At 64.7% G+C, this 14,309-nt stretch carries 13 protein-coding genes; 9 read left to right on the forward strand and 4 right to left on the reverse strand.

The genetic code is table 11. The features are described from left to right. Positions 1-11: 11 nt before the first annotated feature. On the reverse strand, positions 12-866 hold the full coding sequence (locus tag NJH59_RS22825; protein WP_253087348.1) for a hypothetical protein: 855 nt from the start codon (positions 864-866) through the stop codon (positions 12-14). A gap of 247 nt (positions 867-1,113) precedes the next feature. On the opposite strand from NJH59_RS22825, the gene NJH59_RS22830 reads away from it, so the two are divergent. The 4 genes from NJH59_RS22830 to NJH59_RS22845 all read left to right on the forward strand — a co-directional run bounded on the left by NJH59_RS22830 (position 1,114) and on the right by NJH59_RS22845 (position 5,556). Beyond that, on the forward strand, positions 1,114-1,728 hold the full coding sequence (locus NJH59_RS22830; RefSeq protein ID WP_043863051.1) for a LysE family transporter: 615 nt from the start codon (positions 1,114-1,116) through the stop codon (positions 1,726-1,728). A gap of 61 nt (positions 1,729-1,789) precedes the next feature. Continuing rightward, positions 1,790-2,800 (forward strand): ABC transporter substrate-binding protein, encoded by a 1,011-nt coding sequence (locus tag NJH59_RS22835; protein ID WP_123752233.1) that lies wholly within the window; start codon positions 1,790-1,792, stop codon positions 2,798-2,800. Beyond that, positions 2,797-3,642 carry a proline/glycine betaine ABC transporter permease gene (locus NJH59_RS22840; protein WP_043863053.1) on the forward strand — a complete coding sequence of 282 codons (846 nt, stop codon included), beginning with the start codon at positions 2,797-2,799 and terminating at the stop codon, positions 3,640-3,642. Before NJH59_RS22835 ends, NJH59_RS22840 begins: the two co-directional genes overlap by 4 nt. Positions 3,643-3,882: 240 nt before the next feature. After that, positions 3,883-5,556 carry an ABC-F family ATP-binding cassette domain-containing protein gene (locus tag NJH59_RS22845; RefSeq protein ID WP_253087349.1) on the forward strand — a complete coding sequence of 558 codons (1,674 nt, stop codon included), beginning with the start codon at positions 3,883-3,885 and terminating at the stop codon, positions 5,554-5,556. Here the strand turns inward: NJH59_RS22845 and NJH59_RS22850 are convergent. Further along, the gene (locus NJH59_RS22850) at positions 5,467-5,997 is read right to left on the reverse strand and encodes a cysteine hydrolase family protein (RefSeq protein ID WP_253087350.1); all 531 of its coding nucleotides are present in this window, start codon (positions 5,995-5,997) and stop codon (positions 5,467-5,469) included. The genes NJH59_RS22845 and NJH59_RS22850 overlap by 90 nt on opposite strands. 375 nt (positions 5,998-6,372) lie before the next feature. On the opposite strand from NJH59_RS22850, the gene NJH59_RS22855 reads away from it, so the two are divergent. The 3 genes from NJH59_RS22855 to NJH59_RS22865 all read left to right on the forward strand — a co-directional run bounded on the left by NJH59_RS22855 (position 6,373) and on the right by NJH59_RS22865 (position 9,609). Then, positions 6,373-7,392: a branched-chain amino acid aminotransferase gene (locus tag NJH59_RS22855; RefSeq protein ID WP_043863056.1), complete on the forward strand. Its 1,020-nt coding sequence runs from the start codon at positions 6,373-6,375 to the stop codon at positions 7,390-7,392. A gap of 170 nt (positions 7,393-7,562) precedes the next feature. Next, a complete protein-coding gene (locus NJH59_RS22860) occupies positions 7,563-8,243 on the forward strand; it encodes a response regulator transcription factor (RefSeq protein ID WP_043863057.1) in 681 nt (226 codons plus the stop codon). Next, entirely contained in the window at positions 8,221-9,609 is a 1,389-nt protein-coding gene (locus tag NJH59_RS22865; RefSeq protein ID WP_054915700.1) for a HAMP domain-containing sensor histidine kinase, read from the forward strand. The genes NJH59_RS22860 and NJH59_RS22865 overlap by 23 nt, the downstream gene beginning before the upstream one ends. Positions 9,610-9,712: 103 nt before the next feature. Here NJH59_RS22865 and cysS read toward each other — a convergent pair whose 3' ends face one another. Both cysS and NJH59_RS22875 read right to left on the reverse strand, forming a co-directional pair. Beyond that, positions 9,713-11,095, reverse strand: coding sequence for a cysteine--tRNA ligase (cysS, locus tag NJH59_RS22870; protein ID WP_253087351.1), 1,383 nt, complete (start codon positions 11,093-11,095; stop codon positions 9,713-9,715). 10 nt (positions 11,096-11,105) lie between these two features. Further along, a complete protein-coding gene (locus tag NJH59_RS22875) occupies positions 11,106-12,809 on the reverse strand; it encodes a glutamine--tRNA ligase/YqeY domain fusion protein (RefSeq protein ID WP_043863060.1) in 1,704 nt (567 codons plus the stop codon). Between the two features lie 236 nt (positions 12,810-13,045). Here NJH59_RS22875 and NJH59_RS22880 point away from each other — a divergent pair, with 236 nt between their 5' ends. Beyond that, on the forward strand, positions 13,046-13,549 hold the full coding sequence (locus NJH59_RS22880; protein ID WP_043863061.1) for a peptidylprolyl isomerase: 504 nt from the start codon (positions 13,046-13,048) through the stop codon (positions 13,547-13,549). Further along, the gene (gene lpxH, locus NJH59_RS22885; RefSeq protein WP_043863062.1) at positions 13,546-14,268 is read left to right on the forward strand and encodes a UDP-2,3-diacylglucosamine diphosphatase; all 723 of its coding nucleotides are present in this window, start codon (positions 13,546-13,548) and stop codon (positions 14,266-14,268) included. The genes NJH59_RS22880 and lpxH overlap by 4 nt, the downstream gene beginning before the upstream one ends. The last annotated feature ends 41 nt before the right edge of the window (positions 14,269-14,309 follow it).

A 14,309-nucleotide genomic window follows, 5' to 3' on the forward strand; every position in this document is an offset into this window, starting at 1 on the left:
CCTCCACCGGGTCAAGCCTTCTGGAACAGCGCAAACAGCTCGCCATCGAGCACGCCCAGCCCCACCCGCTCGGTAGCGGCCAGGTTGCTGCTGACCGTTGCCGGGCTGAGGGCATTGCCGTCATAGGCGTATTGATAGAGCGCGCGACCGTTGGCATTGGCAATGCTGCGGGTGAAGGCGAGTTTGAGCAGCCCCGCGTGAACCGTCACACCCGGCATGAACGGGTAGGCCTGCTCGATGAACACCCGTGGCTCGGTCCAGGCCTGCTTGCCGTCGTACTTCACCAACAGGGTCCGACCATCGCCATCCTTGTAGAACAGGTGGATCAGGCCCTGGTAGACAATGGCGATCGGGTCGTCGGGGGTGGTCACCGCTACCCCCCTGGCCCTGAGCACCGGGCCATTGCCCCAGTTTTCCAGGTCTTCGCTGCTCAGGCACTCGATCTGCCTCGTGTGGCCGTGCCGATAGAAGGCGTGCAACCGCCCTTGAAACTCCACCAGCGACGGCGAGCCGTGCATGGGCTGACTCAACGTCATGGGCTCGAACCCCATGAGCGTGTCGTTGTAGGAGGCCAGGGTGTATTCACCCTGGTCATCGCTTCGAAACGCATGGACCTTGTCCTTGAACACAAAAAGCGCCAGTGACCTGCTCGGGGTCACCATCAGTGGCAGCACCGCCGGCGTCGTCCATACGTCGATGCCACTCACTTTCGCGACGAATTCGGCCACGTTGCCGTCGGCGTTGTAGGCGCAATAGAGCACGCCCCGGTGTACGACTACCCGGCAACCGCCAGCCACAGGCTGCGACTCGGTAGGGAAAGCACGGTTGAAGATGCCGTGCATGTTGGCTGCGTAACAAAGTTGCATCGCCTGCTCCAGAGGTACAAAGAGCCCCCAGTAGAACAGCGCAGCCCGGCCGGATCAGCCGGGCAAAGCCCAGCGTGTACGTGAGAAACCGGAAGTTGCACGGGCCCGGGCGTGACCTGCCGGGCTGGCAGCAGGCGCACATCGCTGTGCGATTGTTCGGGCCAGATGCACAACACGGGGTTCGCACCGGCGCAGCGCAGGCGTATCGTATGCACTCGAATCCTGATAGGTAACACGGAGTTTCCCCATGCTTGGCGTAACGGACTACGGTGCCTTCGTGATTGCCTTCCTGGTGCTGCTGGCGATCCCGGGGCCGGGCAATTTCGCGCTGATCACTGCCACCGGCAAGGGCGGCATCAAAGGCGGCCTGGGCGCCACCTTCGGCGTCATCCTGGGTGACCAGGTGCTGTTGTGGCTGGCCGTGGCCGGTGTGGCAGCGCTGCTCACCACCTACCCGGCAGCGTTCCATACCGTGCAATGGCTGGGTGCAGCGTACCTGGCCTACCTGGGCCTGCGCATGGCCCTGGCCAAACCCGGCAGCACGCCGGTACGGCCGATGAAGTCCAAGCACTACCTGCGCCAGACCATGATGATCACCCTGCTCAACCCCAAGGCGATCATGTTCTACATGGCGTTCTTTCCGCTGTTCGTCGACCCGGTCCGGCATCAGGGCTTCGTGACGTTCGGCTTCATGGCGGTGACCATTGCCGTGCTGACCTTCCTGTATGGCCTGGTGGCCGTGCTGCTGACCCACAACCTGGCCGCCCGCCTGCGCGCCAACCCCAAGGTCTCGAACCTGCTCGAACGCCTGGCCGGCATGTGCCTGGTGGGCTTCAGCATCAAGTTGGCGGTACTGCGCTAAACCCCTGGCGCGGGTCTACTACACTTGCCTGACCTTGAAGCGGCGCGGCAAGTGAGACGACATGAAGCGACTGACACAATTGATCGGCGGCGCCCTGCTGGCACTGGGCCTAGCCTCCCAGAGCCTGGCGGCGCCCGCTGCGGCCCCCATCCACTTTGGCGACATCACCTGGGAAAGCGGCAGCCTGACCACGCAACTGCTGCGCTTTATCGTCGAGAAAGGCTACGGCTACCCCACCGACACCCTGCCCGGCAGCACCGTGAGCATGGAGGTGGCGCTGGCGCGCAACGACATCCAGGTGATCGCCGAGGAGTGGGCTGGCCGCAGCCCGGCCTGGACCAGGGCCGAGCAGGCCGGCCAGGTGTTCAGCATCGGGGACACGGTCAAGGGCGCCGACGAAGGCTGGTACGTGCCCGCCTACGTGATCAAGGGCGATGAACAGCGCGGCCTCAAGGCACTGGCCCCGGACTTGCGTTCCGTCCAGGACCTCAAGCGCCATGCCCCACTGTTCAAGGACCCCGAGTCACCCGACAAGGGCCGCTTTCTCAACAGCCCCAGCGGCTGGACCTCCGAGACCGTCAACAGCCAGAAGCTCAAGGCCTACGGGCTGGACGGGCAGTACGTGAACTTTCGCAGCGGCTCGGGCGCGGCGCTGGACGCCGAAATCACCTCCGCCATCCGCCGTGGCAAGCCGGTGCTGTTCTACTACTGGTCGCCCACCCCGCTGATGGGCCGCTACGAGCTGGTGCGCCTTGAAGAGCCGCCATTCGACGCCCAGGCCTGGGCCACCCTCACCGACCCGGGCAACACCGAGCCCAAAGGCACCCGCTCGCTGCCGGCCAGGCTGTCGATCGGCGTATCGGCGCCGTTTCGCCAGCAGTACCCGGAGCTGGTGGCATTCTTCGCCAAGGTCGATCTGCCGATCGCCACCCTCAACAGCGCCCTGGCAACGATGAGCGAGCAGCGCCAGGCGCCGGACGCTGCAGCGCAGGCCTTTCTCAAGGCGAACCCGAGCATCTGGAAGGCCTGGCTGCCCGCCGAGGTGGCGACCAGGGTCGAGTCGGCCCTGTGAGTACGGGCTTTCCCGAGGCGCTGCACGTTTCGTTCGCAGACAGCGTCAATCGCTTCGTCGACTGGCTGGTGCTGGCCTACGGCGACCAGCTTCGGGCGGTCTCGGACGGCCTGCTGCAACTGCTGGTAGGGTTGGAAAACCTGCTGCGCGCCACGCCGTGGTGGTTGCTGCTGGCGCTGGTGGCACTGCTGACCTGGCATGCCACGCGCAGTGTACGGCGGGCGCTGCTGCTGAGCGGCCTGCTGTTTCTGATCGGGGTGGTCGGCCTGTGGGACAAGCTGCTGCAGACCTGCGCGCTGGTGCTGGTGAGTACCGGCCTGTGCCTCCTGATCGGCATCCCGTTCGGCATCTTGCTGGCCAGCCGGCCACTGGCGCGCCGGTTGCTGATGCCGGTGCTGGACGTGATGCAGACCCTGCCCAGTTTCGTGTACCTGATCCCGGTGCTGATGCTGTTCGGGCTGGGCAAGGTGCCGGCGATCTTCGCCACCCTGGTGTATGCCCTGCCGCCGCTGGTACGCCTCACCGAACTGGGCCTGTCGCAGGTGGACCCGTCGCTGACCCAGGCCGCCCAGGGGCTGGGCGCCAACCGCTGGCAGCGCTTGCGCCGGGTGGCGTTGCCGTTGGCGCTGCCGAGCATCCTGGCCGGCCTGAACCAGTCGGTGATGATGGCGCTGTCGATGGTGGTGGTGGCCTCGATGATCGGCGCGCGCGGCCTGGGTGAGGACGTGCTGGCCGGCATCCAGACACTGAACGTGGGCAAGGGGGTCGAGGCCGGGCTGGCCATCGTTGCGCTGGCGATCGTGATCGACCGCATCACCCAGGCGTATGGCAAGCCGCGTTAAACCTGCTGCAGCCAGACAAACGGACAATCGGCAGTGTCCATGCTCATCGCGAATTGCGCAGCCGCGAGCGGTGCTGAAAAGATGGCCCTCTTTACCTGCGCCAGATCCCCCCTTAGACTACAGGCCTTTTCCCGCATCCCGAGGTATTCGTCCAATGCGCCATTGATGCCACCGTCGTTTCAGACGGCCCGTCTTCAGCCCCTTCACCGGGGGAAGCACCAGGCATCCTTGGAGGTTCGCATGACGAACACGTCATCCCTGACGCTGGACAGCGTCACCTATGCACTGCCAGACGGCAGGCTGCTGTTTTCCAACCTCACCGAACGTTTCGACCAGCGCCGCACCGGCCTGGTGGGGCGCAACGGCGTGGGCAAATCCATACTCGCACGCCTGATGGCCGGTCAGCTCGAGCCCAGCGATGGCCGCTGCCTGCGCCAGGGTCGCGTGCACTACCTCGCTCAACAGCCGATCACCTCCCGCACCACGGTCGCCGACCTGGCCCAGGTACGCCAGGTGATCGAAGCCCTCCAACGCATCGAGGCTGGCAGTACCGCCGCGAGCGACTTCGAGACTGTCGGCGAACGCTGGAACATACGCGAGCAACTGCACAGCCACCTGGCCCGCGAGCAGCTCGGCATGCTGCGCTGGGATCGCCCCGCCGAAACGCTGAGCGGCGGCCAGGCCATGCGCGTGGCACTGCTGGGTGCGTTTCTCGGCGACGCCGACTACCTGATTCTCGACGAGCCCACCAACCACCTGGACGCCCCCAGCCGCGCCGCCCTGATGATCATGCTCGAACGCTGGAACAAGGGGCTGCTGGTCATCAGCCACGACCGCACGCTGCTCGCCAGCATGCAGCGCATCGTCGAGCTGTCGCCCTCGGGCCTGCACAGCTACGGGGGCGACTACAGCGCATTCACCGCTTGCAAGGCCCGCGACACCGAACTGGCCGAGCGCAATCTCGAACGTCTGAAGCTCGAACGCCAGCGCCAGGCCCGCGACCTGCAGCGTCAACACGAGCGCCTCGAACGCCACCAGGCCAGGGCCGGCCACGAGGCCAGGCACAGCAATCAGGCGAAGATCCTGCTCGACCGTCAACAGCAACGCAGCGAGGCCACCGCAGGCAGGCAGCAGCGCAACCACCTGGCCACGCGCCAGGCCATGGACGCCCAGGTGCGTGAAGCCGCTCAACGCCTGGACCCACAGCAGCCGGTGGTACTGCACGCGCCGGCACGTCAGTTGCCGCCAGGCAGCCAGATCGCCTGGCTGCGTGACCTTGAGCTACCCCACATCGAGCATCCGCACGCGCTCGACCTGGTGCTGTACGTCGGCCAGCGCCTTGCCCTCACCGGCGCCAACGGCAGCGGCAAATCCACGTTGCTCAAGGTGCTGGCCGGGCAACTGCCGCCCCGCAAGGGTGAATGCGAGACCCGCGCCAGCGTGGCGTACCTGGATCAGCAGTGCAGCCTGCTCGACCCGAGCGTATGCGTGCTGGAGCATGTGCGCGAGGCGTGCCGTGAACTCGACCAGAGCAGCGTGCGCACCCGATTGGCACAACTGGGCCTGGATGCAGACCGCATCACCCTGCCCAGCGGCCTGCTCAGTGGCGGCGAACGGCTCAAGGCAGCGCTGGCCGCGGTACTCTACAGCGACCAGCCAGCGCAATTGCTGTTGCTCGACGAACCCAGCAACCACCTCGACCTGCCATCGTTGCAGGCCCTGGAACAGATGCTCTGCCAGTATCAGGGGACCCTGCTGGTGGCGTCCCATGACCTGGTGTTCCTGCAACACCTGCAGTTGCAGGGGCAGCTGTGCATGCCGCAATCAGAACTGCACGGCTTCGGTGACGCACAAGGTGGCGAAGCCACTGCCCAGGGTGAGGTTGTGATGGGCGACGATGGCCTCGGCGCCTAGGCCGGAGGTATCCATGCAGGTGTGCGCGTCGCTGACCAGTACCGGGCGCACGCCCAGCTCGGCAGCAACGCGGCAATTGGTATCGACGCAGTACTGGGTTTTCATGCCGACCACCACCAGCTCTTCAACGCCCGCCTGCTGCAGCCACTCACGCAGCGGCGTGTTCCAGAAGGCACTGGGCCGGAACTTGTCGAACACACGGTCGTGTTGCTCGTCTACCTCCAGCGCCGGGAGCAGTTGCCAGGGTGTGCTGCCGGCCTCGATCGGCGAACCCTGCGGGCCGGTGTGGCGCGCGACGAATATCGGCGCCCGGGCCGCCCGTGCGGTGCCGATCAGGCGGTTGATGTTGGCCAGTATCCGCTCGCCCTGCCAGGGCTGTTCGGGGCCATGGAACAGGCCGACCTGCATATCCAGAATCAGTAACGCGCGCCGTACGGGCATGGTGTCTCTCCTTAAGATGCCAGCCGGACGCGCCAACCAAAAGGCCCCGTCCATTGCTGGCGGGGCCTTGGGTGACCTGCTGCGTTCGCTTTACACAGCCACCCATCGCCCGCCGATGGCGGTCGTGGTGGTGCGGGTCGAGGTCAACAGGTCGATATTCATGTCACGCACAATGCTCCACGAGCCCTGCGTCGGTCAAGCCCATGGCGGCGCGACCACTCACGCTCGTCACGCCGGACCTGAAGCGCTGGCGGCCGGGCACCGGCGCAATCGGCATCTGCCCGTTTCCGATCTGCACGGGATGTATTATCGTGGCTGCTTGCGCAATATGCGTGGCCTGACCATACAGGCATTTGCCAACCGATCGAGGGTGCCATGAGTAACGAGAGCATTAACTGGGACAAGCTGGGCTTTGACTACATCAAGACCGACAAGCGCTACCTTTCCTACTTCCGTGATGGCGAGTGGGACAAGGGCACCCTGACCGAAGACAACGTACTGCACATCAGCGAAGGCTCCACCGCGCTGCACTACGGCCAGCAATGCTTCGAAGGCATGAAGGCCTACCGCTGCAAGGATGGCTCGATCAACCTGTTCCGCCCCGACCAGAACGCCCTGCGCATGCAGCGCAGCTGCGATCGCCTGCTGATGCCGCGGGTGCCGACCGAACAGTTCATCGAGGCCTGCAAGCAGGTGGTCCAGGCCAACGAACGCTTCGTACCGCCGCACGGCAAGGGTGCCCTGTACCTGCGTCCGTTCGTGATCGGCGTGGGTGACAACATCGGCGTACGCACCGCGCCGGAGTTCATCTTCTCGATCTTCGCCATCCCGGTTGGCTCGTACTTCAAGGGCGGCATGACCCCGCACAAGTTCCTGATCTCCGATTTCGACCGTGCCGCGCCCCAGGGCACCGGCGCCGCCAAGGTCGGTGGCAACTACGCAGCCAGCCTGCAACCAGGCTATGAGGCCAAGAAGGCCGGCTTTGCCGACTGCATCTACCTCGACCCGCTGACCCACAGCAAGATCGAGGAAGTGGGTTCGGCCAACTTCTTCGGCATCACCGCCAACAACGAGTTCGTGACCCCGAAATCCGCCTCGGTGCTGCCGGGCATCACCCGCCTGTCGCTGATGCAACTGGCCGAATCGCGCCTGGGCCTGAAGGTGATCGAGGGCGACGTGCTGATCAACCAGCTGGACCGCTTCATCGAAGCCGGTGCCTGCGGCACCGCTGCGGTGATCACCCCGATCGGCGGCATCCAGTACAACGGCAAGCTGCACGTGTTCCACAGCGAGACCGAAGTCGGTCCGGTGACCCAGAAGCTCTACGCCGAGCTGACCGGTATCCAGAGCGGTGACGTCGAAGCGCCGGCGGGCTGGATCGTCAAGGTCGCCTGAATGCATCGCGGGTCAAGCCCGCTCCCACGGGTTCATCGTAACCCTGTGGGAGCGGGCTCGACCCGTGACTGGCTGCGCAGCAGCCCTTTTTCAAGATGAATTTTTCTTTAACCCGGGCACCGCCTATTCTTTGGCACAATCGAGTCTCCACACGCCGCCCAGGTAAAAGCATGCCCCGCGTACTGACTATCGAAGACGATGCCGTCACCGGCCAGGAAATCGTCGCCGAACTCTCCAGCCACGGCCTTGAGGTCGACTGGGCCGACAACGGTCGTGAAGGCCTGGCCAAGGCAATCGCCGGCGGCTACGACCTGATCACCCTCGACCGCATGCTGCCCGAAGTCGACGGACTGACCATCGTCACCACCCTGCGCAACCTCAAGATCGCCACGCCGATCCTGATGATCAGCGCCCTCTCCGATGTCGACGAACGCGTGCGCGGCCTGCGCGCCGGTGGTGACGACTACCTGACCAAGCCGTTTGCCTCCGACGAGATGGCGGCGCGCGTGGAAGTGCTGCTGCGCCGCAACAGCGTGCCGATGGCCCAGACCCGCCTGCAGGTCGCCGACCTGGAGCTGGACCTGATAAGCCACGAGGCCCGGCGCGGCGAGCAGACCCTCAACCTGCTGCCCACCGAGTACAAGCTGCTGGAATTCCTGATGCGCCACGCCGGCCAGGTCATCACCCGCATGATGATCTTCGAGGAAGTCTGGGGGTACCACTTCGACCCCGGCACCAACCTGATCGACGTACACATCGGGCGTCTGCGCAAGAAGATCGACGCCGCCGGGCAAACCCCGCTGATTCGCACCGTGCGGGGCTCCGGCTATGCCATTGCCGAACCCGTCTAAGGGCTGGAGTTCGTCCACCAGCCGCCTGCTGGCGCTGTACAGCTTTCTGTTCGTGGCCTGGAGCAGCATCCTCATGGGGGTGCTGTACTTCGAGGTGTCCGGCTACCTGAACAAGCTCACCCGCCATTCCCTGTTGCAGCGCCAGCATCTGTTCGCACACATGAGCGGCAAGCAGCTCGACGACGCCCTGATCGCCAGCCAGGCCTTCGACGAACGCAGCTTCGATGCCTACGGGCTGTTCGACGCGCAGTTCAACCCACTGGGCGGGCAGATCCGCCAGATCCCGCCCGAGCTGGGCCTGGATGGCAGGATCCACGAGCTCAGCCGCTGCCTGGACGCCGACGACCCGCGCATGCCAAAAGACAGCTGTGATGCCGTGGCGCTCAAGGTGCGCGATGGCCGCTGGCTGGTGCTGGTACGCGACAACGGTTCGCTGTTCGTGGTCACGCGGATCATTCTGCATGCGTTGCTGTGGGGGCTGTCGCTGACCATCATTCCCGGCATCGCCGGCTGGTACCTGCTGCGTCGCCGCCCGCTCAAGCGCATAAGGGCGATCCAGGCCAGTGCCGAGCTGATCGTGGCCGGCGACCTCACCCACCGTCTGCCGCTGTCGTCGCGCCGTGACGAACTGGACATGCTGGCAGCCATCGTCAACGCCATGCTCGACCGCATCGAGCGGCTGATGCATGAGGTCAAAGGCGTGTGCGACAACATTGCCCACGACCTGCGCACCCCGCTGACGCGCCTGCGGGCCCAGCTGTACCGGATCCGCCAGCAGGTCGGCGACGACTCGATCCAGGCCGACCAGATGGACCAGGCCATCAGCGAAACCGACACCCTGATGGCGCGTTTTCGCGGGTTGCTGCGCATCAGCGAACTGGAAGACCGCCAGCGCCGTGCCGGCTTCGTCGAGCTGGACCCGCGTGCCCTGCTGGTAGAGCTGCATGACTTCTACCTGCCGCTGGCCGAGGACGGCGAAATTCGCCTGACCCTGGTGCTGCCCGACCAGTTGCCGGCGCTCAAGGGCGACCGCGAGCTGCTGTTCGAGGCCCTGGCCAACCTGCTGGGCAATGCCATCAAGTTCACTCCGGCCGGTGGTCAGGTGCGGATGCGAGCCCGTGAAGACGCCCAGGGCGTGCTGATCGAGGTGGAGGACAGCGGGCCGGGGATTCCGGCGGACGAGCGCGAGGCCGTGCTCAAGCGGTTCTACCGCAGCGAGGAAGGTCATCGGCACAACGGGTTCGGGCTGGGGCTTTCGATCGTTGCAGCGATCGTCGACCTGCATGGGTTTGAGCTGGAGGTAGGAGACAGCGAATTGGGCGGGGCGCGGCTGGTGTTGCAGTGTCGGCCGAAGGTGGCCAGTTAGGGCCTCATCGCGGGTCGAGCCCGCTCCCACAGGTTGATCACTGATCTAGAGCACAGTGATCAACCTGTGGGAGCGGGCTCGACCCGCGATGAGGGCAGCGCGATCAGTCAGCCAGGCGCCAGGTCGTCGTGCCCTTGCCGTCTTCCAGCACCACGCCCATGGCGGTCAGCTGGTCGCGGATGCGGTCCGATTCGGCCCAGTTCTTGTCGGTACGTGCCTGCAGACGCGCCTGGATCAACGCCTCCACTTCAGCCGCATCGACCTTGCCTTCGGCGCCCGCCTGCAGGAAGTCGTCGGCCTCCAGCTGCAACACGCCCAGCAGCTCGGCCAGCTCGCGCAAACGGCCCGCCAGGCCAGCGGCCACCTCAGGCTCGGCCTCGCGCACGCGGTTGATCTCGCGCACCAGGTCGAACAGCACCGCACAGGCTTCAGGCGTGCCGAAGTCGTCGTTCATGGCCGCGGCAAAACGCTCGACATACGCCTCGCCACCTTGCGCGGCCACGCGCGGCAAGCCGCGCAGCGCATGGTAGAAGCGTTCCAGCGCGCCCTTGGCTTCGCGCAGGCTGTCCTCGGAGTAGTTGATCGAGCTGCGGTAGTGGCTCGACACCAGCAGGTAGCGCACCACCTCCGGGTGATACTTGTCGAGCACGTCGCGAATGGTGAAGAAGTTGTTCAACGACTTGGACATCTTCTCGCCATTGATACGGATCATGCCGCAATGCATCCACGCCTTGGCGTACTGCTTGCCGGTGGCCGCCTCGCTCTGGGCAATCTCGTTCTCGTGGTGCGGGAACTCCAGGTCGTTGCCGCCACCATGAATGTCGAAGCTCTCGCCCAGGCAGCAGGTCGACATCACCGAGCACTCGATGTGCCAGCCCGGACGGCCCGGGCCCCACGGCGATTCCCAGCTCGGCTCGCCGGGCTTGACGCCCTTCCACAGCACGAAGTCGAGCGGGTCCTGCTTGGCCTCGTCGACCTCGATGCGGGCACCGATGCGCAGGTCTTCGATCTTCTTGCGCGACAGCTTGCCGTAGCCGACGAACTTGCCGACGCGGTAGTACACGTCGCCATTGCCCGGCGCGTAGGCATAACCCTTGTCGATCAGGGTCTGGATCATCGCGTGCATGCCGGCGATGTGGTCGGTGGCACGCGGCTCCTGGTCCGGCGGCAGGATGTTCAGACGGCGCTCGTCCTCGTGCATCGCGTCGATCATGCGCGCGGTCAGCGCTTCGAACGATTCGCCGTTCTGGTTGGCGCGGTTGATGATCTTGTCGTCGATGTCGGTGATGTTGCGCACATAGGTCAGGTCGTAGCCGCTGTAGCGCAGCCAGCGCGTGACCAGGTCGAACGCGACCATGCTGCGCCCATGGCCCAGGTGGCAGAAGTCGTACACGGTCATGCCGCACACGTAAATGCGAACCTTGTTGCCATCGAGCGGAACGAAAACTTCCTTGGTCTTGCTCAGGGTGTTGTAGATGCTTAGCACGTAGAGTTCCTTAGCTGCCCCACGAATCGCGCAGGGTCACGGTGCGGTTGAACACCGGCTTACCCGGCGTGGAGTCTTTCAGGTCGACGCAGAAGTAGCCTTCGCGCTCGAACTGGAAGCGGTCTTCGGGCTGGGCCTGGCCCAGCGAAGGTTCCGCACGACAACCGCTCAGCACCTGCAGCGAATCGGGATTGATGTTGTCAAGGAAGCTGCCGCCGTCGTCGGTCTTCTCGGGGTTGGCCGAACGGAACAGGCGGTCATACAGACGCACTTCGCACTCGACGCTGGCCGCGGCCGGCACCCAGTGGATCACACCCTTGACCTTGCGGCCCTCGGGGTTCTTGCCCAGGGTGTCGGGGTCGTACGAGCAGCGCAGCTCGACGATGTTGCCCTCGGCATCCTTGATCGCCTCGTCGGCGCGGATCACGTAGCTGCCACGCAGGCGCACTTCACCGGCCGGCTCCAGGCGCTTGTAGCCCTTGGGCGGCTCTTCCATGAAGTCGTCGCGGTCGATGTAGATCTCGCGGGCGAACGGCAGTGCACGCACGCCCATGTCTTCCTTGGGGTGACGCGGCAGTTCGAGCTGCTCGACCTGGCCTTCGGGGTAGTTGGTGATGACTACCTTCAGCGGGCGCAGTACGCACATGGCCCGTGGCGCGGTGCGGTCCAGGTCGTCACGGATGCTGAATTCGAGCATCGACATGTCGACCACGCCGTCGGAACGGTTGGTGCCGACCATCTCGCAGAAATTGCGGATAGACGCCGGGGTGTAGCCACGACGGCGGAAGCCCGACAGCGTGGACATGCGCGGGTCGTCCCAGCCCTGTACGTGCTGCTCGTCCACCAGTTGCTTGAGCTTGCGCTTGCTGGTGATGGTGTAGTTCAGGTTCAGGCGGCTGAACTCGTACTGGCGCGGCTTGCACGGCACCGGCAGGTGGTCGAGGAACCACTCGTACAACGGACGATGGCTTTCGAACTCCAGGGTGCAGATCGAGTGGGTGATGCCCTCGATGGCGTCCGACTGGCCATGGGTGAAGTCGTAGATCGGGTAGATGCACCAGGTGTCGCCGGTCTGGTGATGATGGGCATGGCGGATGCGGTACAGGATCGGGTCGCGCAGGTTCATGTTCGGCGAGGCCATGTCGATCTTGGCGCGCAGCACGCGCTCGCCATCCTGGAACTCGCCGGCCTTCATGCGCGCGAACAGGTCGAGGTTTTCCTCGACGCTGCGCTCGCGGAACGGGCTGTTCTTGCCCGGCTCGGTCAGGTTGCCGCGGTACTCGCGGGCCTGCTCCGGGGTCAGGTCGCACACATAGGCATTGCCCGACTTGATCAGGTCGACCGCCCACGCGTGCAACTGCTCGAAGTACTGGGAGGCATAGCGCACCGGGCCGGTCCACTCGAAGCCCAGCCACTTGACGTCACGCTGGATGGCGTCGATGTACTCCTGGTCCTCTTTGGCCGGGTTGGTGTCATCGAAGCGCAGGTGACAGGCACCGCCGAATTCCTGGGCCAGGCCGAAGTTCACGCAGATCGACTTGGCGTGACCAATGTGCAGGTAGCCGTTGGGCTCCGGCGGGAAACGGGTGACGATGCTGGTGTGCTTGCCCGAATCCAGGTCGGCCTGCACGATCGGACGCAGGAAGTTCACAGGGACGGCGGGCGCGCCTTTGGCAGCGGCGTTGGGAGCGTTGTCAGCGGTGGGCTTGCTCATAGGATCCTTGAAATACCGGTACACGGCCCGGGTAGGCCGACTGAATCAAAGCGCTTATCATAGCCCAAGCGCCCGAGCTGCCGACAGGGCAGCGCCGACAAACTGGCGCTATATTCGGCTGGCCGGGCAAAAAAACTGCCGTGACGTGCGTATCGTGGCCTGTAAACTGTGCGTCAGGGTTACTACGCGATCCTGCGCACCCATTTCTTGAATGCCTGAAAAGCGAGAATTTGAGCATGACCCAAGTCAAACTGACCACCAATCACGGTGACATCGTCATCGAGCTGAACGCCGAGAAAGCCCCGATCACCGTGGCAAACTTCATCGAGTACGTCAAAGCCGGTCACTACGAGAACACCGTGTTCCACCGCGTCATCGGCAACTTCATGATCCAGGGCGGCGGTTTCGAGCCGGGCATGAAAGAGAAGAAAGACAAGCGCCCGAGCATCCAGAACGAAGCCGACAACGGCCTGAGCAACGACAAGTACACCATCGCCATGGCCCGTACCATGGAGCCGCATTCGGCCTCGGCGCAGTTCTTCATCAACGTCGCCGACAACAGCTTCCTCAACCACAGCGGCAAGAACGTGCAGGGCTGGGGTTACGCAGTGTTCGGCAAAGTCACCGAAGGCACCGACGTGGTCGACAAGATCAAGGCCGTTGCCACCGGTTCCAAAGCCGGCCACCAGGACGTGCCAGCCGAAGACGTGATCATCGAGAAAGCCGAGATCATTGGGTGATACTGCTGATCTCCGATCTGCACCTGCAAGAAGAACGCCCGGACATTACCCGGGCGTTTCTTGATCTGCTGGCCACCCGTGCCCGCAGCGCGCAAGCGCTGTACATTCTCGGGGACTTTTTCGAGGCCTGGATCGGCGACGATGCCATGACGCCCTACCAGGCGTCGATCTGCCAGGCCCTGCGTGCGCTGAGCGACACAGGCACCCAGGTGTTCCTGATGCACGGCAACCGCGACTTCCTCATCGGCCAGGCGTTCTGCAAGGCCGCAGGCGCCACCCTGCTACCCGACCCCAGCGTGGTCGAGCTGGGCGGCGAGCCGGTGCTGCTGATGCATGGCGACAGCCTGTGCACCCGTGACGAAGGCTACATGAAGCTGCGCCGTTACCTGCGCAACCCCGTGAGCCTGTGGGTGCTGCGCCACCTGCCGTTGCGCACGCGGCACAAGCTTGCGCGCAAGCTGCGCAGCGAAAGCCGCGCGCAGACGCGCATGAAGGCCAATGACATTGTCGATGTGACGCCCGAGGAGGTACCGCGGGTGATGCAGCAGCATGGCGTGCGCACCCTGGTGCATGGGCACACCCATCGCCCGGCGATCCACAAGCTGATGGTGGGCGATGCGCCGGCGCGGCGTATCGTGCTGGGCGACTGGGATCGCCAGGGGTGGGCGCTGCAGGTGGATGAACAAGGGTTCCAGCTGGCACCCTTCGACTTTGCCTGAAGGCCGTGCGGGCCCTATCGCGGGTCAAGCCCGCTCCCACA

This window comes from Pseudomonas sp. VE 267-6A (assembly GCF_024126555.1).
Classification (GTDB): Bacteria; Pseudomonadota; Gammaproteobacteria; order Pseudomonadales; family Pseudomonadaceae; genus Aquipseudomonas; species Aquipseudomonas palmensis.